At 54.1% G+C, this 19116-nt stretch carries 15 protein-coding genes; 11 read left to right on the top strand and 4 right to left on the bottom strand.

Annotation, left to right across the window (positions count from 1 at the left end; translation table 11 throughout):
* Window positions 1–10: 10 nt before the first annotated feature.
* The 4 genes from ACREYP_RS17845 to tssF are packed head-to-tail and all read right to left on the bottom strand — an operon-like array spanning window position 11 to window position 5044.
* The gene (locus tag ACREYP_RS17845) at window positions 11–1006 is read right to left on the bottom strand and encodes a fimbrial protein (protein WP_008454353.1); all 996 of its coding nucleotides are present in this window, start codon (window positions 1004–1006) and stop codon (window positions 11–13) included.
* A 3-nt stretch (window positions 1007–1009) separates the two neighbouring features.
* Window positions 1010–2092: a type VI secretion system protein TssA gene (locus ACREYP_RS17840; protein ID WP_498881006.1), complete on the bottom strand. Its 1083-nt coding sequence runs from the start codon at window positions 2090–2092 to the stop codon at window positions 1010–1012.
* Between the two features lie 46 nt (window positions 2093–2138).
* Window positions 2139–3167 carry a type VI secretion system baseplate subunit TssG gene (gene tssG / locus ACREYP_RS17835; protein ID WP_008454357.1) on the bottom strand — a complete coding sequence of 343 codons (1029 nt, stop codon included), beginning with the start codon at window positions 3165–3167 and terminating at the stop codon, window positions 2139–2141.
* Window positions 3164–5044, bottom strand: coding sequence for a type VI secretion system baseplate subunit TssF (gene tssF, locus ACREYP_RS17830; RefSeq protein ID WP_008454358.1), 1881 nt, complete (start codon window positions 5042–5044; stop codon window positions 3164–3166). The genes tssG and tssF overlap by 4 nt, the downstream gene beginning before the upstream one ends.
* 369 nt (window positions 5045–5413) lie before the next feature.
* Between tssF and tssH the strand changes: the two genes are divergently transcribed.
* The 11 genes from tssH (at window position 5414) to tssL (ending at window position 19105) form a co-directional block, all read left to right on the top strand.
* Complete coding sequence (tssH, locus tag ACREYP_RS17825; RefSeq protein ID WP_336818477.1) at window positions 5414–8110, top strand: type VI secretion system ATPase TssH; 2697 nt, start codon at window positions 5414–5416, stop codon at window positions 8108–8110.
* A 77-nt stretch (window positions 8111–8187) separates the two neighbouring features.
* Window positions 8188–8721 carry a fimbrial protein gene (locus ACREYP_RS17820; protein WP_008454360.1) on the top strand — a complete coding sequence of 178 codons (534 nt, stop codon included), beginning with the start codon at window positions 8188–8190 and terminating at the stop codon, window positions 8719–8721.
* Window positions 8722–8836: 115 nt separating this feature from the next.
* Window positions 8837–9592, top strand: coding sequence for a fimbria/pilus periplasmic chaperone (locus ACREYP_RS17815; RefSeq protein ID WP_498881407.1), 756 nt, complete (start codon window positions 8837–8839; stop codon window positions 9590–9592).
* Window positions 9593–9675: 83 nt separating this feature from the next.
* The gene (locus ACREYP_RS17810) at window positions 9676–12312 is read left to right on the top strand and encodes a fimbria/pilus outer membrane usher protein (RefSeq protein ID WP_008454364.1); all 2637 of its coding nucleotides are present in this window, start codon (window positions 9676–9678) and stop codon (window positions 12310–12312) included.
* Window positions 12303–12890 carry a fimbrial protein gene (locus tag ACREYP_RS17805; protein WP_336818478.1) on the top strand — a complete coding sequence of 196 codons (588 nt, stop codon included), beginning with the start codon at window positions 12303–12305 and terminating at the stop codon, window positions 12888–12890. The genes ACREYP_RS17810 and ACREYP_RS17805 overlap by 10 nt, the downstream gene beginning before the upstream one ends.
* Window positions 12891–12976: 86 nt before the next feature.
* Window positions 12977–13501 carry a type VI secretion system contractile sheath small subunit gene (tssB, locus tag ACREYP_RS17800; protein WP_008454368.1) on the top strand — a complete coding sequence of 175 codons (525 nt, stop codon included), beginning with the start codon at window positions 12977–12979 and terminating at the stop codon, window positions 13499–13501.
* A gap of 15 nt (window positions 13502–13516) precedes the next feature.
* Window positions 13517–15016 carry a type VI secretion system contractile sheath large subunit gene (gene tssC / locus ACREYP_RS17795; RefSeq protein WP_008454369.1) on the top strand — a complete coding sequence of 500 codons (1500 nt, stop codon included), beginning with the start codon at window positions 13517–13519 and terminating at the stop codon, window positions 15014–15016.
* 209 nt (window positions 15017–15225) lie between these two features.
* Window positions 15226–15711, top strand: coding sequence for an Hcp family type VI secretion system effector (locus tag ACREYP_RS17790; protein WP_008454370.1), 486 nt, complete (start codon window positions 15226–15228; stop codon window positions 15709–15711).
* A gap of 140 nt (window positions 15712–15851) precedes the next feature.
* A complete protein-coding gene (tssJ, locus tag ACREYP_RS17785) occupies window positions 15852–16388 on the top strand; it encodes a type VI secretion system lipoprotein TssJ (protein WP_008454371.1) in 537 nt (178 codons plus the stop codon).
* Between the two features lie 3 nt (window positions 16389–16391).
* A complete protein-coding gene (gene tssK / locus ACREYP_RS17780; RefSeq protein WP_008454372.1) occupies window positions 16392–17738 on the top strand; it encodes a type VI secretion system baseplate subunit TssK in 1347 nt (448 codons plus the stop codon).
* The gene (tssL, locus tag ACREYP_RS17775; protein WP_336818479.1) at window positions 17738–19105 is read left to right on the top strand and encodes a type VI secretion system protein TssL, long form; all 1368 of its coding nucleotides are present in this window, start codon (window positions 17738–17740) and stop codon (window positions 19103–19105) included. Before tssK ends, tssL begins: the two co-directional genes overlap by 1 nt.
* Window positions 19106–19116 lie beyond the last annotated feature (11 nt).

The raw sequence follows: 19116 nt of genomic DNA, 5'->3' as shown, positions 1-19116 counted from the left end.
ATTCCCTGGCTTACTGAATACTAAAAATAATTTCTGCTTTTGCCGTGAACAGGCCACCGGCAGGTGCCGTACCGTTGCCCTGGAGCAGCGTCGCTTTCCAGGCAAATTCAGCCGGACCCTGGCTGGTGATAACCCGTGAGGATTCAGAGGTGGATCCATCGACTTTCATGGTTTTGTTGTCGCCGTCGGTGATGCGGATTTTCAAGCGATCCATATTGCCGTCAGAGTCTTTGATACGAATAAAACCGCCGTCTGCCGTAGGGGTATCGGTAATCATCGACGCGGAGGCCGAGTAGGATCCATAGTCACTCTTACAGACGATGGCGAAGTCCAGGCTTCGGGTAACCCCGGCTTTTAGCAGCGTGGGCGTCACGTCGTTAAAGTCGATAGTTTTAGCGTTATCCGCAGTGCAGGCCGGGGTACTGATAATTTTCATTTCCCCGATAGAGAGGCTATGGGTGAACGACGCGGGGTTATCTGACAGGATATAGTTGTAGCCAATTTGTCCGGCGGGCAGGATGGTATCCCCCGTCGCGGCATTGGCCAGGCGCAGGTTATTGCTGAGTTTATAAAACTCAATTCGATAAAAAGACTGCGGTGGAATATCGAGTGAACCAACCGAGCTGCCATTTGAGAAAGTCAGATAACTGGTCGACGGGAAATTACCAAACGCCGAGCCGTTGCTCGCCAGCATTTTGATGCCAATGCCCGGAATGTTGGTCGCATAAATTTTTGTGGATGTATCCTGCCCGGACAGCGACACGGCGCGTTTGCCGTACTCTGTTCCCTTTATACAGTCGTCATAACCTACGCCAGCGCCGCCTACCGTCGGGCTGTCATATTGGGCTATTGGCGTAGAAGTACTCACCGGCGCATCAGCGGAAATAATGATTGTCTTAGCGTCAATGGTGAGCGGCGTGGGAGTCCCGCGCGCCAGCGTACAAACGGCCCATGCGCCAGGCGACATCAGCAGCCCGGAAATCAGAAGGGTGAGTATCCTTAACATTGTTTATTCCTTTTCCTGGTTCAGCATTGCGATAACTTCTGGGGGATACATTTTTTGCAGCTCGGCGAAGCTCTTGCCTATGCTTTCCTCCGCGTATTTCAGCACCGGCACCAGCGGGCTGCTTGGCTCTGCCACGGCAAACCAACTGCGGATTTCCTGCAGGCGCTGGAGCGCTTGCGCGCGCGTATTAACCCCTTTTTGCGGTTCATGCCGCGCAGGACGAGGCACCGGGACAGGAGGCTGCCAGGCCGCTTCGTCAGCCGGGACGGCTACCTGACCAGGGGGCTGCGTGGGCAAAGGCTCCGGCACGCTTTCGGGGGCTTTTTCCAAAGGGAGATCTCTGGCGGGCATTTCGCTGCCAAACTCGCGGCTAAACATGCCAAGAATGCCGGACAACAGCGGCAGCTCAGGTGCCTCGTGCCCCAGCGTCTCCGCCAGGATCTGTTTTATCTGCTGCACAAAGTAATGGGCCTGCGTTAGCGGGCGAATCTCTTCTCGTGCGCTGGTGTGCCATTCGCGAATGATGGCGGCGACGGCCTCGTCCGACAGCGCACCTTCTTCTCTCGGCAGCTGATGGGCTTTTTCAAATTCTTTAACGGTAATTTGCAGCCCGGAAGCTTTGGGCAGCGGTTGGTTGCGCAGATCCGTCAGTAGACCACCGATATCCTCCAGCTCGGCGAAGGCGTTTGCCCGCAGCATTGGCTCGAACTCCCCTTCGTCAAGCAGCTGTGGATGAAGGTCGTCCGGCCAGCTTTGTAGCAGGGCAAGCAGCGCCTCCGCGCCTTCGGCCAGCGCAGACAGCCCGCGCTTACGCAGGCGGCAGCGCATCAAAATAACCACCAGGCGAACATCTTTGCTTTTTTGCAGCAGGGCCTGGCAGTCGCGTTCGGTTTCCGTCCAGTTCACCGGCTCAGCGGCTTCAACGAAGTCGCCGTATTCGGCCCCAAGCTTTGGCTGCAGGCGCGACTGCAGCATGATAAAAGCAGGATCGTAATCGAGCGCTTCGCCGCAGGGCGAGTCGCCCTGAAAGGGCTGCATCAATGACTGGTAATAGTCCGAGCAGGTCAGGCTTTCGTATTGATTCATGTGCGTGTCTTTTCATCCATGGTTACGTTCTCTTCCAGGCGAAGGGCTACCGGCGGTACATCTCGGGCTCAAAGCTCATCCCGAAAACGGGGGTTTCGCTGGCCTCTCTTTCCAGCCAGCTCGCATAACCCAGCTGGTGGCTGCCGTCTAACGTGGCCCGGGGCACCTGATCGGCGGCAAGCACCAGCTGCACATCCCAGGCATACTCAAAGCCGATAAAACTTCGAACCAGCTCGCGCAGCACCGCCATATCGCTGCCCCAGGGGCTGAACAGCATGTATTGAGCCAGCGTGAGCGGGCCCATCATCAGCTTGAATTTATGCTGCCGGTCGAGGACTGTATTCCCGAGGATGGCCCCGTCGCCCAGCAGCGCGGCGTAGCGGTCGTCGCCCAAAGCGGTTTGATCTTTTCCCTCAAGGAAAATCCACTGCAGCTCAAACTCTTCCATCTGCACCGGAACCTGGAAGTAGTACTCCATGGCGCCTAGCAGGCCATCAGGGTTACGTGCTTCTCGAATCAGGTGCGCGGATGACGCCAGGCGGGCGTGAATCGGCAGCGGGGCGGGATCGAGCTCGGAGGGATCCAGCCCCACCAGGCTGCCCACGTAGAATGAAAAACGCTCGTCTTCTTTACGATCGAGCGAGGCGGTGTCCTGCGATAAGAACCAGGCCCGATAAAACTGGCTCAGCGCCCGGTGGTGGAAGATATCCACGAAATCAATCAGCGTCGGGTCGTGCTGTTCGTAGCGGGAATAAGCCAGCTCAGAGAGGTGCAGCGGCATTGCCCCCTGAGCGCCCCAGATCCCCAGCCCAAAAAGCTGCAGTTTGATTTTGTCGTCCTGCTGATGGATGGCCGCTATCTCTCGAGGGGAGAAGGCCATGCTGGAGATCTGGCCGAGCCTGAACCGCTCCTGAGAGGGGAGAGCGGCCTTACCCGGCGGCGGCAGGGACGGCGTGCGGGCGGCAATAGCCCGCATAATGCTGATAAATCCCGCATCCCAGGGGGCGCTGGGATCGAACCAGTTTTCCAGCCCTGGCGGTAATGACGAGGCCTGTGGCAACTTCGGGAGGGTCATAGCGCGCCTCGCCTGCCCGGGCGCGCTTTCCAGCGTGCGACAAGGCCTCGCTGCATCGAGTGCAGCTCAGTTTCGGTAAAAATATTGATGGCGGCATGCCGCGACAAATAGTTCTCCATAATCAGCCCAAACAGATAAGGGCTGACCCCGGAGAACCCTTCTTCGTCAACCGTCAGGCTACAGTTCACGCCGCGCCCGTAAACCAGCAAGCCCTCATCCGAGAGGCGGCGAACCACCGGGCGGGTCTGGCAGCCCACGAGACTGTTAATTTGCGCCATGGACTCCAGATCGGAGGCGGTAGTGAACAGCCGCAGCATATTACGCAGTGCCTCGCCCCCTTGAGCATGGTCCATATCCGACAGCGGCAGATAGTTGAAGCTCAGCTGACGAATCAGGCGCCAGGCCGTTTCACCGAGAGCAAACGGTGAGCGGGGCGCGCTGGGCGAACTGACAAAGCGCGCGCCGTGAATGGGAACCGAGTCCGACATTGTCAGATCGAGGCTGCCGCTGCTGGTCAGCAGGCGGGGCAAATCACGATTGGTGACCATCGCATCGACCAGCAGATAGCGAATATGCTCGCCGTAAGGCGCTTCTTGCTGATCAACCAGCGAGATGAAGATTTCAGTCCCGCTGTAGGGCGTGCGGGTATCGTATTTTCGGCTGCTGGACTCTTTGGTTCTCACCGTGCGGTTGACGGAAAAATAGCGGCCAAAGTTGCCGGTATCGCTATGGCGGGTCTGATAGAGCGGGTTAAAGGTCAGCTCTTCGCTGGTTTCGGCCTGCAGACCAAACACTTTATTGACCGAGAACACCTCATAGTCGAGAGGACGGCTGCGGTCCGGCACGATATGAAAGTTATTGAGCGCCCGGTTAACCTCAATCCTGTCGACACGTTTAGGGAAAAGGTTAATGACGGGCGTGCAGAACAGCAGAAAGCGCGATGCGTCCAGGTGGGCGACTAAATCCTGCGGTAACTTATTCAACAGGATAATTATCTCTACTTCATTGGTGTTATTATCCGCAAAGGATTCAGCCAGCTGCGTGAGTGAGAAAAAATAAAATCTTTCACGGCAGGAAATATATTCCTGAATCAGCGTATGGCCATGAAACATATTCCACTGTAGCGGCAATAAGCTCTGATCTGGCGCCATGCCTTCAAATTTCAGCGGCTGTTCATTGATGACATGATAACGGTTTTTTTCCCGTTCTCCGCTGCGTACCACCATCGCAACGTGACTGCCGTGAAGCAGTTCGAACGTATGAGAGACGATACGCTCATCGCCCTGGATATATATCGGCAGTTCATTCAGCCCCTTCAGTTCAGAAAAGACCAGCTCTCCCTGCAGCTTTAGTTTAATTCGCAAAGCACCTTTTAATTGATGATGCTTAATGCGGTAATGTTCAAGGTTAGGGATATCCGGGGGGATTGAGGTCAGGCGTACCTCGGCAATTTCCAGCGGCCAAAGCGTCACATCCTGGTTATTTCTGAACTCGCAGCGGGTCATCTCACCGGGCAAAATGCGGCTATAAAAGGCGCTTTGTTTTGGGATCCTGTAGCCCTGGGTGAGATCGCCTTCGCTGAGGTTAGGCTCCAGCTGCACCACCCCCATCGAGGGGGTTGGGGAGTTATAGTTCGGATAGACAATGTCCAGCAGGCGCTGGGTAAATTTGGGAAACTCAGCGTCCAGCTTTATCTGTGTTCTGGCGGATAAGAAGCAAAACGCCTCGATTAAACGCTCAACGTAAGGATCGGCAATCTCAATGCCGTTCATCCCCAGGCGCCCGGCAATCTTGGGATGACGTTCGGCGAACTCTTGCGCCATTTCTCTGACGAAAGTTAGCTCCCGGTTGTAGTAATCCAGAAAGTTGTGTTCCACTTGTCACCCTGTCAATTATTACAGCAAATATGTTTTTGCCATGCTGGAGATAAATATTTGAAGACAGAAAAAATCTTTTTTTGTCGGAGGCGTTCTTCTGTTTATGAACCCGATTCTAAAAGTAAACGTTAAATTTTCGTATGCCTGCATCATGCGTTTTAGAGAATTTAAGAATGACTTCCGGGCGTAATTCTTAAAACCCGTGATGTTGGCCGGCAAGGGTTTTTATTTCAATTTTTGTTAATTACTATGCCCTCCAGGTAACGTTCCGTGATGCGCTTAATGCGTTGTTTCGGCTCTCTGATCCACGTGGATAAGTGGATGAATAAAACAATCGAATAATCGAATTAAAACAGGGCGAGTTTTATCGTGGCGATAACCAGAAAAAACCTATTCGGTAAGCTAAATACCATCTTGTTTAAAGGCGTAGAGAGCGCCACAACGCTGTGTAAATTACGCGGTAACCCTTATGTTGAACTGGTGCACTGGTTAAATCAGATATATCAGCAGCAGGATAGCGATATTCGGCACATCATTCGGCACTTCGAGCTTGATGCGGAAATGCTGGAGCGTGATTTTTCTCAGGCGCTGACTCGCCTGCCTGCCGGGGCCAGCGCTATCTCTGATTTCTCCTATCACATTGAGCTGGCCATTGAGCGCTCGTGGGTATTTGCCAGCCTAGAATGCCATAACACTTGCATCCGCAGCGGCCATTTGCTGATTGCCCTGCTGACGACGATGGAGCTGCGCCGCGCGCTGTTCGCTATCTCTCCGGCGTTTGAAAAAATTCCTCTCGAACATTTAAGTAAGGATCTCGGGTACATCACCCGTGAGTCGGCGGAACAAAATGATTTAGCCGGTGGCGCAGCGGTGTCCGACGAGGCCGGGGTGCCTGGCGAAGCCAGCCACGCAATGGGCAGCGCTCAGGGCGGTGGGCTGGCGCAGTATTCTACCGATCTGACGGCGCTGGCGCGGGAAGGAAAAATTGATCCTGTGCTGGGGCGCGATAAAGAGATCAACACCATGGTCGATATCCTGCTGCGCCGTCGCCAGAATAACCCGCTGCTCACCGGTGAGGCCGGGGTAGGTAAAACGGCGGTTGTGGAGGGGCTTGCTCTGGCGATTGCGGCCGGGGATGTGCCGCCTTCCCTGCAAAAAGTTCGCCTGCTTACGCTGGATGTGGTTGCCCTTTCCGCAGGCGCCAGCATGAAAGGTGAGTTTGAAGCTCGCCTGAAAGCGGTGCTGGAAGAAGCGGTCAATTCGGCTGAGCCCGTCATCCTGTTTATTGACGAAGTTCATACGCTGGTGGGGGCTGGCGGTAACGCCGGAACCGGCGACGCCGCGAACCTGATGAAGCCGATGCTGGCCCGTGGTCAGCTGCGCACTATTGGCGCGACGACCTGGAGCGAATTCAAGCGTCATATTGAGAAAGATCCTGCGCTGACGCGCCGCTTCCAGGTTCTGCAGGTTGAAGAACCGTCAGAAGCGCTGGCGATTGCGATGGTGCGAGGCCTGCTGCCGGTGCTGGAGAAGCATCACGGCGTGTGGATCATGGATGAAGCTATTCGCGCCGCCGTCAGGCTCTCACACCGGTATATTCCGGCCCGCCAGCTGCCAGATAAAGCGATTAGCCTGCTGGATACCGCCTGTGCCAGGGTTGCCGTGGCACAGCACGCGCCGCCGGCCGAGCTGCAGATGCTGAAGTTCCACAGCGAGTCGGCCCAGGCCGAGCTGTCGCTGCTGGAAAAAGCCATCGGCTTTGGCAAAGAGGACGATAAGCGCAGAGAGCCTATCCAGAACGCGATTTCTGAACACGCCGAAAACGCTAAGGTTCTGGACAGCCGCTGGAGCCAGGAATGCGAGTTAGTCTCCAGCATTATCGACACGCGTAAGCAGCTTCTTGCGGCCACGGTTGAAGATACCGAAGTATCAGAAACGGAAAAGGTGGCCTATCTGCAGCAGCGTTTAGGAGAGCTTGAAACCACGCTGAGCGAAATTCGCGGCGAGCAGCCGCTGGTGCAGGCCGAAGTGAATGCCGACGTGGTGGCTTCGATTGTGGCGAACTGGACGGGGATCCCGGTCGGGCAGGTGCTTAAAGATGATGTCAGCGCGGTGATGGAGCTGCCGCAGCGTTTGGCCGAGCGCGTTATCGGGCAGCAGTACGCGCTGGACTGCCTGAGCCAGAGCATTCAGACCGCTCGCGCAGGACTGGCGGATCCGAAAAAACCGTTTGGCGTCTTTATGCTGGTGGGGCCTTCCGGGGTGGGGAAAACCGAAACGGCTTTGGCCATTGCCAGCCAGCTGTATGGCGGTGAGCAAAACCTTATCACCATTAACATGAGCGAATACCAGGAAGCCCACACCGTCTCTTCCCTGAAGGGCTCACCTCCGGGCTACGTTGGCTACGGCGAGGGGGGCGTATTAACCGAGGCCGTCAGGCGTAAACCCTACAGCGTCATTCTGCTGGATGAAGTGGAAAAGGCGCACTCAGACGTGCACGAATTGTTTTTCCAGGTCTTTGATAAAGGATCGATGGAAGACGGTGAAGGGCGGCAAATCGACTTCCGTAATACCATTATATTGCTAACAAGTAATACGGGGAGCGACATTATTAGCAGCGCTTGTGCGGATCCTGAAACCCTGCCGGGCGAAGAAAGTTTGCTGAAGGTTATTCAGCCTGCTTTGCTGAAAGTCTTCCCGGCAGCATTTTTAGGTCGAGTTACCGTAATACCTTATTTACCGCTGGCAACGTCTTCACTCCAGCGCATTGTTAATATTCATCTTAATCGTATTGCCGAACGTGCTAAGGCGAATTATGACCTTGAATTAAGCTTCAGCGAAGAACTGGTGCAGCACGTTGTGGAGCAGTGCCCGGTGGCGGAAACCGGGGCAAGGATGCTAATCCGCTTTATTGAGAAAAACATTTTGCCGAAAGTTGGCGTAGCTATCTTAAATTCGACTGGCGCAGCTGCTACACAAAATAAAAATGTGGCCATGCGTGTGGCTTATTCACATGAGAAAGGCATTGAACTTATCCATCAAACGGAGGAATTGCCGACGACGTAATTTAAGAAAGTTGCACCAGGAATTATGTATCTACTGTTTATAAAGTTTTTACTTACTGAAATATAGGGAATTATATCATGCGCAATTTTAAAATGACGCTGTGCGCCATGGCTTTGGCTGCGGTATCAACTTCTGCCCTGGCGGCGGATGAAACGCAGGGCACCGTCACCTTCAACGGTCAACTGATTGCCGAAACTTGCACCATCGCCAGCGATTCTGTCGATCGCCAGGTTCAGCTGCCAAAGGTGTCTATCCAGACCCTGAATGCCTCCGGCACAACCGCGGGTTCTAAAGGTTTTGATCTGAACGTTGAAAACTGCCCTACCGGCATCACTCAGGTGGCTGCGCATTTCGAAGCCGTCGGCAGCAGCGGCGTAAACAGCCAGACCGGTAACCTGACCAACAGCGCGACCACCGGTGCCGCAACCAAAGTTGAAGTTCGTCTGTACAACTCCGACGAGCAGCAGCTGAAACTGGGCGAAACCGGTGCTCCGGCCCCTGTAACTGGCGGTAAAGCGACTATGCGTTACTACGGTGGTTACTATGCGACCGATGCCACTACCGCAGGTTTGGTTCAGGCGAAAGCTAGCTACACCCTGGCATACCCATAACAGGTTTGCTTCTAAATGAAGTGCGGGGCGAGCAATCGCCCCATTCTTAAAACCTGCTTTCATTATCAGGTAGATGTTATACGCGCAGGGCCGTGCTATGAAATATCAATATGCAATATTCTCAAAACTGACAGCTTTATTTATTCTCCTGCTGGCCGTCTCCCAGTCGGCGTTTTCTGGGATGACGATATCCGGTACCCGGATTATATTTCCCGGCGGTGAAAGAGAGCAGACGGTGCGTACGACAAATAAAGGCCCGTCGCCTTTGCTGGTACAGGTTTGGGTCGATGATGGTGGTAAAAATGACGACATTAATAAGATAAAAGTTCCTTTTACCACTACGCCGCCCGTGTATCGTGTTGATCCGGGCAAAGGGCAAAGTATCCGTCTGATATACAATGGCATGAATCTGCCTCAGGATCGAGAATCTGTATTTTGGTTCAATATGTTAGAGATCCCACCAATGAAAGAGGGGGCCAAAGAAACGGACCATCTGGAGCTGGCCTTCCGCACCCGAATTAAAATATTTTACCGTCCGTCGGTCTTGAAGAGCAGCAGCTCTCAGGAGATTGGTAAATTGACCTGGGAAAATCTGGGGGCAGGAAAAGGCATAAAAGTGAACAATCCTACGCCTTACCATTTCTCTTTTGATAGCGCATCGCTGATGTCCGGGACGGTAAAGCAGCCATTGGCAGTGGATATGATCGCGCCCTTTAGCAGCAAAGTGTTTTTACCAGAAAATAAAGGTTCTGTATCGGGGGCTATTAGCGGTGCAGTCGTTCGTGTCATTAATGATTATGGCAGCGTAATTGAATATCGCTTAATTCCCGCCTCGGGAAATACCTTAACAATAGAAAGAAAGTTGCAATAAATTTCATCGGTTTTTCAACTGAGCCAGAAATGCTTTTTATTTAAGGCCGGATAGCCACGCTTTGTGGTCAGGGAGTCAGGGACGTGAGACTAAAAGAAAGCAAGAAATATGCACGACGAGTCACGCGCGAATCGAAAGTCGCGTTTGCTGTTCGCCATATCCTTATGGCTTCTTTAGGAGCTAGCTTTTCCGTACTGGCTCAGGGAAATACCGCCAGCCTGCCGACCAGAAATGAACAGAGTTCTCGCCCGGAAAGCGTGAAATTTAACAGCGCCTTTATCCATGGGCAGAGCGTTGATGTCTCTCGGTATTTTGAAGGAAACCCTGCTCCAGCCGGAGAATACAGCGTACAGGTTGCGGTCAATGGAGAAGGGCGGGGCCAGTACAAGGTTCTGTTCAAGGACGTAAACGGCAGCGTCGGGGCTGTGCCCTGTTTTAGCCAGGAGCAGCTGGGTCGAATGGGCATTAAAGTGTCACATAACCCGCTCGACGGCGCGGCGCATACCGCCGGAGATGACGGAGACAAACAGTGCGCCACGCTTGACCGCTGGGTTGACGGAGCCAGCGCCAGCTATCAGCCCGGCGACTTCTATCTCGATTTGACGGTTCCCCAGGCCTCCACGGTTCAGTACCCAAGGGGCTATACCGACCCCAATACGTGGGATTCTGGCGTACCCATTGGATTGTTGGATTACAACTCCAACGTCTATGTGCAGCAGACTAACAATCGGTTTGACAGCAAAGACGGGCATTCCGTAAGCGGTAATCTTGGCATGCTGGCGGGACTTAACTTTTTCGACTGGCGGCTGCGTAAACGGTTCAATACCAGCTGGAGCAACGATCAATCGTCCCACAGCCAGTCCCTGTTTACGTATCTTCAGCGCGATATCCCGGTGTTAAAAAGCCAGCTCACGCTGGGCGACAGCACAACCAGCGGCGATCTGTTTGACAGCATGACGGTGAGAGGCGTCCAGCTCCAGTCCGACGATCGTATGCTGCCGGATGGGCTTCGCTATTACACCCCGCTGGTGCGTGGCTTTGCGGAGACCAACGCCAAAGTTCAGGTCAGGCAACGAGGGCAGGTCCTGTATGAAACGACCGTGCCACCTGGCGCGTTTGAACTGAGCGATATCGGGGCTATGGGCTATGGCGGCGATCTGCAGGTTACCGTAACCGAGGCTGACGGGCGCCAGAGAACCCAGCTCGTACCGTTTTCCTCACCGCCGATGCTGCTTCACGATGGCGTATCACGCTTCGACGTCACCGTGGGCAAATTGAAGGATGACTCGCTGAAAGAAGAGCCGGGGCTGGCGCAGGGATTTTACCAGTACGGCATCGGCAACATGTACACGTTATACGGCGGCGGGCAGCTGGCCGATAACTACAGCGCGCTGGGGATTGGTCATGCCTTCAACACGCCGCTGGGCGGGGTTTCGATGGATATTACCCGCGCACGCAGTGAGCTTGGTAATGGCAGAGTCTCCACCGGGAATAGCTATAACGTTGGCTTCAGTAAATATCTGGATACGACGTCTACCGACGTTACGCTTGCGGCTTACCGCTACTCTTCGAAAGGGTTCTATAGCCTGAGGGACGCGGCGTTAGATCGCTATGGGGCCAAAAGCGATAATTTTATCGTCGATTACCGGACCAAAGAGCGCTTTACCGTGAACGTCGGGCAGCCGCTGTGGAATGGCGCCAGGCTGAATTTGTCCGGCAACTTCTATAGCTACTGGGACGACAGGTCTTCCACCAGCCAGTACATGCTGTCGTACAACAAATCCGAGCGCTATTTCTCCTGGGCGGTGTCTGCGTCCCGGGCCTATAACAGCGACGGGGAGAATATCGATAGCGTGATGCTGTCCGTCAGCGTGCCGCTGGGCCGAGCGAGCATGACCAGCAAACCGCTGTTTAACTCACTTTATTCCTCGGTCAGCCACGATAACCAGGGCGGCAGTGCGGTACAGATGAACGCCATTGGCAGCCAGGGCGAGCAAAACGAACTGAGCTACGGCGTCGGGACTTCCGTTAACAAAGCGAGAAACGCGGGGACGCGCAGCGCGTTCAACGGCAACGTGAACTACAACTCGCCGTTTGGCCAGTTCGGATCAACGGCCTCCGTCGGGAATAAATCGAACCAGCTCTCGTTCTCGGCCAACGGTAGCCTGGTGGCGCACCAGGGCGGGATCACTGCCGGGCCTCGCCTGGGCGACTATCCGTTTGCCCTCGTTGAGGCGGAAGGCGCCAAAGGCGCGAGAATGCTGAATGGCTATGGGTCGCAAATTGATGGCAATGGGTTTGCCATTGTGCCTTCGCTGACGCCTTACCGGGAAAATATTGTGGCGGTGAATACCCGCGGCCTGCCGGACACGGTAGACGTCCTGGAAAGCGAGAGCACGGTCATCCCGCGCATGGGTGCGGCGGTAAAAGTGAATGTGAAAACGCTCGTCGGTGAGCCGGTTGTATTGATTGTGAAAGATAGCAAGGGTGAGCCGCTGCCAATCGGGATGGATGTTTACGATGAGCGTGACGCCAGCCTCGGTATTATTGGTCAGGGAGGCATGGCCTTTATTCGTGGCTGGCAGGCTGAGAAAAATAATCTGTATTTAAAAAGTGCTTCCGGTCAGCGACTTTGCACTATTTATTCCGATAGCAATATTGCAAATAAAATGAAGGGCGCGCGTGGCTCTATTACTCAGGTAGAGGTCTTATGTCATTGATGAATACTCTTGCCGCCGGGCGAGGCACTTTCCGTGGCCTGTGCTATGCGGCCCTGGTGGGCGCTCAGTTTTTCGCCGCGGCGAACGCCTGCTCAACGAATTGTTCGATAGATGTTTTCTTTACCGGTAATTACACCGATGAAACCTGCAGTGTGGCGATCAATAACGCCAGCAGCAATGAAATTGTGACGCTCCCACGTGTCGCCGTGGCCTCGCTTAGCCGCGACGGCAATGAGGCCGGCAGCGTTCCGTTCGATATTACGCTCAAGGATTGCCCGGCCAGCAGAACGATAACGGTATTTTTTAATAGCACCATTTCTGCAGCTGATACCGAAACGGGAAACTTAGTGAATAGCAGCGGAACGGACTTAAGCCGCGGCGTTCAAATTAGATTGCGTAAAGAAAATAGTTCGCAGGTCATTATTGATAGTGCTGATTCAGGGCAGGATTACGTTATTTCCGCCACGGCCGAACCATTGAGCCACAGATTTACAGCGAGCTATTACGCAAAAGGGAACTCGACCGTCACCGCGGGCCAGGTTCACGCCGTGGCGGGGGTCGAGCTTGTTTATAAATAACAGGGAGGCTTGCTGATTATTTGAACGTTGACCATCCGACAAGCGACGGTTTATCCATAAACGGTTATTAAAGAGTATTGACTACTATGAGCAAAAGCAACTCGCAAAAATTCATCGCACGAAACCGTGCTCCGCGCGTACAGATTGAGTACGACGTGGAAATTTATGGCAGTGAAAAGAAGATTGAACTGCCGTTTGTTATGGGCGTTCTGGCGGACTTGTCCGGCAAGCCACTTGAGCCGCTTCCCCCGGTCGCCGACAGAAAGTTCCTCAGCATCGACATCGATAACTTTGACGAGCGTATGAAGGCTATGCGCCCGCGCGTGGCGTTTGCAGTCCCGAATACCCTGACGGGCGAAGGGCAGCTGATGGTTGATATGACCTTTGACAGCATGGACGATTTTGCCCCCGACGCCATTGCACGCAAAGTCGATTCGTTATCCCAGCTGCTTGAAGCCAGAACCCAGCTTGCCAACCTGCAAACCTATATGGACGGTAAAGCCGGGGCGGAAAGCCTGGTGATGAAAGTGTTGAACGATAAGTCGCTGCTGAACACGCTGGCTTCGTCGCCAAAGCCAAAACAGGCTGATGAAGCCGCGTCCCAAAAGTGATGAAGAGAGATAATAATGGCTACTCAAGCAGAAACAAATAAACAGGCAGCCCCGCAGGCCGCCACCCAAAGCGACTTTAACGCTTTGCTGACCCGTGAATTTAAACCAAAGTCCGATCAGGCGAAAACCGCGGTCGAAATTGCCGTAAAAACCCTGGCTGAGCAGGCGCTAAGCACCTCGATCACCATGGCCGATGACGCCTATAAAAACATTGCCGCGATCATCGCCGAGATCGACATGAAACTCTCCGAGCAGATCAACCTGATTCTGCATCACGAAGAGTTTCAGCGCCTCGAAAGCGCATGGCGCGGTTTGCATTATCTCGTCTACAACACGGAGACGGATGAAAAGCTGAAACTGCGCTTTATGGACATCTCTAAAAACGATCTGCGCCGCAACATGAAGCGTTACAAAGGGATTGCCTGGGATCAGAGCCCGCTGTTCAAGCAAATTTACGAAGAAGAGTATGGCCAGCTTGGCGGCGAGCCCTACGGCTGCCTGGTGGCGGATTACCATTTCGACCACAGCGCGCCGGACGTAGATCTGCTCTCGTCCATCGGTAAAGTGGCGGCTTCCGCCCATATGCCATTTATTACCGGCGCGGCGCCGTCCGTTATGCAGATGGATTCCTGGCAGGAACTGGCTAACCCGCGCGATCTGACGAAAATCTTCACCCAAAACCTGGAATATGCGGCCTGGAACTCGCTGCGCCAGTCGGAAGATTCTCGTTACATTGGCCTGGCGATGCCGCGCTTCCTGGCGCGTTTGCCTTACGGCATCAATACCAATCCGGTGGATGATTTTAACTTCGAAGAAACCACCGACGGGGCCGATCACGGCAAATATGTGTGGTCTAACGCCGCTTATGCGATGGCGGTGAACATCAACCGTTCATTCAAACATTACGGCTGGTGCACCATGATCCGCGGCGTAGAAAGCGGCGGCGTGGTGGAGGATCTTCCGTGCCACACCTTCCCGACCGATGATGGCGGCGTGGACATGAAGTGCCCAACCGAAATTGCTATCTCTGACCGTCGTGAGGCCGAGCTGGCCAAAAACGGTTTTATTCCGCTGGTGCATCGCAAAAATACTGACTATGCGGCCTTTATTGGCGCCCAGTCGCTGCAGAAACCTTCCGAATATTACGATCCGGACGCAACGGCGAACGCCAATTTGTCCGCACGTCTGCCTTACCTGTTCGCCTGCTCGCGTTTTGCGCATTACCTGAAGTGTATCGTGCGCGACAAGATCGGCTCCTTCAAAGAGCGTGAAGATATGCAGCGCTGGTTGAACAACTGGGTAATGAACTATGTGGACGGTGACCCGGCAAACTCTTCTCAGGAAACGAAAGCTCGCCGCCCTCTGGCCGCGGCCGAAGTGGTGGTTGAGGATGTTGAAGGCAACCCGGGTTATTACCAGGCGAAGTTCTTCCTCCGTCCACACTTCCAGCTGGAAGGTTTGACGGTGTCACTGCGTATGGTAGCCAAATTACCTTCGCTGAAAGACGTTGCCTGATAAGGCAATTTAAAAATGGTTGTCTGATTCAGGCAATTTAAATAAAGAATAATCACTTCATTATTCTTTAAAGGTGCGGCCGCGCCGGGGATTCTTGCGCGCCGAAAATGTTGTAGAGAATTTTCATCATAATGAAATTGCTTCTACGACTTAATTTTAACGTTGCACACTGTGTGACACTCTTAAATGAGAGCTGAAAAGGAAATATTATGGCTCAGGATATGTTTATTAAAATTGATGGCATCGAAGGCGAGTCTCTGGATGCTACCCATAAAAATGAAATTGAAGTGCTCGCATGGCGTTGGGCCAGCTCACAGCACTCAAATATGCACAGCGGCTCCGGCGGCGGTTCCGGTAAAGCTACGGTGGACGATTTCTGCTTCGAGCACTATGTCGACAAGGCCAGCACCAACCTGCTGAGCTACTGCCTGTCCGGTAAGCACATCAAAGACATTCAGTTTGTTATTCGTAAAGCCGGTGGCGATCCGCTGGAATACCTGACGCTGAAATTCACCGATGTGATTATTACTCACGTTGAAACTGCGGGCTCCAGCGAAGACGAAACGCGTCCACGTGAGAAGGTGACCTTCGCCTTCACCAAACTCACTCAGGACTACGTGATGCAGAATGCAGAAGGCGCTAAATCCGGCGTTATTTCTACCAGCTACGACGTTAAAGCTAACCTGCGCAGCTAATACTGCCGGGTTATCAAGGGTTTTGCCGCTTCGGCGGCAAAACTTTCTCCAGGCGGGGGAGCGGGATATGTCGCTCCCTGCGCGGGTCGCGCGTTAATTCGATACACATCGTTCAGGAAATAAAGTGCGTGGATAGGGATATGTTTTGCAAAACAGAAATAAAGAATTGCCGGGTAGCGCTTGTGAAGTGTCTGCTGATTATTGGGCTGGGGACTTTGTTATTTTCCTGCAGCAGCAGTAACGATAAGCAGCCTGCTGGCAGTGAAATAAAAATTAATCTGGTTGCAGACAAAGATATTAATCCTAACGATGGCGGCCATCCGGCACCGCTCAACATATTTATTTATAACGTCAAAGAGCGGGATGTTTTCACCAATGCCGATTTTTTTGAAATTGTAGAAGGAAATAATAAAACCCTGCAAACCGCTATATCAAAAGAGTACGAGGCCATCCTTCAGCCGGGTGAGTCGCGTAGCGTCACAATTAAGCCTGATGGTGACGGCAGAACCCTGGGGTTTATTGGTGCTTATCGTGACCTAAATAATGCTATCTGGCTGGCGACATGGACGCGACCGGAAAAGGAAACATCGTGGTGGCGGAACATGTTCAGCGACGACTCGCTGACCCTGCAGGCACATTTCCAAAAAACAGCAATTACAATTAAAAAAATGGATTAAACCATGAGAACAAATAAAGTCGTCTGGAGTGAAGGGCTGTTTTTGCGCCCGCAGCTTTTTCAACAGCAAGAACGCTACTTTGAATATTTTGCCCACAAAAGAGCGTCGACGCTCAGCCCTTTCTTTTGGGGGTTCTCTCAGTACGAAATCGATCGTGAGGCATTGTCATACGGCAAACTGGTGCTGCGCACCGCGCGCGGCGTCCTGCCCGACGGCACGCCGTTCGATGTCCCCGATCATGCCGATTTACCTGAGCCGCTGACGATCCTGCCTGAACATCTGGGCAAAATGATCTATCTGGCGGTGCCGCTGCGTCTGGATAACAGCGATGAAACGATCTTCAGCCAGCATGACGCCAGCTCGCTGGCGCGTTTCCGCGCTCAGGAAGCCGAACTCTGCGATACCAACGCCATTCGCCAGGGGCCAAAACCCGTACAGATTGCCCAACTGAGGCTCAAGCTGGTCTCTGAAACTGAAATGACCGAATCCTGGATTGGTCTTCCGCTGACGCGGGTGAAAGCGATTCAGCCAGACGGGAGCGTGCTGCTTCACACGGATGACTACATCCCGCCGGTGACCGGCTATGCGGCGAATCCTTTGCTGGGGGAATGGCTGACGCACCTTAATGGTCTGGTAAAAATGCGTGCCGGCATGCTGGCTAATCGCCTCTCCTCCTCCGACGGCAAAGCCAGCGCCAGCGCCGAAATTGTTGATTACCTGCTGCTGCAGATCTTCAACAAGTACGAGCCGATTCTCGACCATTTACGCCACATACCCGAGCTACCGCCCATTGTGCTTTACGAAGAGCTGGCCAAGCTGGCAGGGGAGCTTTCGACCTTTGTTCGAACCAAAACGCGTCGGCCAAAACCTGCGCCGGGATACGATCATGCGCGGCTTTATCCTTCGATCCGTCCTCTGGTCGATGATGTACACGATTTGCTGAACCAGATTCTGGTTCGTGCGGGCCAGCTCATTGACCTGCAGGCGAAAGGCAACGGCGTATGGGCGGCTTCCGTGCTGCCGAACGAGCTGCGTTCCTTCTCTAACCTGGTGCTGGCCGTTCACGCGCAGCTGCCGATGGATGTGCTGCATCAGCAGTTCCAGGCCCAGGCCAAAATCAGCGCGCCACAGCAGCTGCACGAGCTGGTGCGCTCCCACCTGCCGGGGCTGGTTCTGCAGGGGCTGCCGGTACCGCCGCGGCAGATTCCCTACAGCACCGGGTACGTGTATTTCGAGTTGCTTAAAAACGGACCTTTCTGGGAAAAAATCTCGGCAACCGGCGCGCTGGCGCTGCACGTTGCCGGTGAGTTCCCTGGCCTGAAAATGGAACTTTGGGGAATCCGGACCTGATGAAAGACGAGATTAATCAGCACGCTACGCCAACGCCGGGGGGCATGCAGGATGACGATACCTCTCCTCAGGCGCTGGGCCGTTTTCTTCTTGATGAGCAGGGGGACTGGATCCAGGAGCCGGAAGCCACGCCGACTGATCAGGGCCGCGCCGGGGAAAATAGCGAGACCAGGACAGGCGATGACCGGGCGTTAAGAAGCGAAAGCGTTCAGCAGCGCATGATCAAGGTCAGCGCCGCTGAGAATCCGCTGCTTGAAGCCGCTCAGCCGCTGCTGCGTGCGCTGAGCGATATGCCGGAGCAGATTGGCGATTTAACGCACGTTGAGATCCTGAAAAATACGCTTAAGAGCCAGATTAATCTCTTCGGCATCGTCTGCGATGAAGTGAACATCCCGTGGAAAAAAATGGCGATAGTTCGCTATTGCCTGTGCACCGCGCTGGATGAAGCGGCACACACCGCGCCGTGGGGGCTCGAGGCGGGCTGGTCTCAAAGCAACCTGCTCAACCACTTTGAAGGGGATAACGATGGCGGGAACAAGTTCTTCCTGCTCATCGGTCGCCTGTCGATGAACCCGACCGAGTTTGCTGACGTCCTTGAGGTCCTGCTGCGCATCCTTGGCCTCGGCTTCGAGGGCCGATACAGCATCATTGAGGACGGGGATCGCCAGCTCACCAAGATCCGCCAGCGTCTGCTGACCCTGGTACAAAGCACGCGCAACACCACGCCGCCTGCATTGTCACCGCACGGGCTTCAGCCTCATGGCCCGGCCCGGCGGGAAAGGCTGATTGTACCTGTCCGGCTGACCGCGCTTTGCGCGGGCATTCTGGTGGCCTCGGCCTTTATCTGGTGTAAGTACTCGTTGCTGGTGAATAGCACAAGAATCATCAGCGATATCAATGCGATGAAGAACATTAAGGTCAGCGCGCCGCCGGTGAAAATGCGGCTCAGGCTGAGCGTTTTGCTCCGCAATGAAATTCAACGGCAGCTGCTTAGCGTCGATGAAACGCAAAAGCAAAGCAAAGTCGTGTTGAAGGGCGATTCCCTGTTCTTATCCGGCTCAACCAAAGTCCAGCCTGAGATGATCAACGTGATTGAACGCGTGGCCCGTGAAGTCCGTCGCGTTAACGGCGATCTGGTGATTGTCGGCCACACCGACGTCACGCCGATCAGCCGGCCGGGCTTACCCAACAACGTAGTGCTTTCAGAAAAACGAGCCGCCGAAGTGGCCCGCTACTTTATTGAGGCGGGCGTGCCGGAGAGCAAAGTGAAAGTTGAAGGGGTGGGCAGCAGCCAGCCGGTGGCCTCTGATGCTACCGCTCAGGGACGGGCGAAGAATCGCCGCGTAGAGTTTTTTGTCACGTATTAACGAGAGCGACA

Origin of the sequence: Enterobacter sp. TMH.L2 (assembly GCF_050847315.1) — a bacterium.
Lineage (GTDB): Bacteria > Pseudomonadota > Gammaproteobacteria > Enterobacterales > Enterobacteriaceae > Cedecea.
The sequence above is the reverse complement of the archived record's forward strand: the minus strand, read 5'-3'. Positions and strand labels throughout refer to the sequence as shown.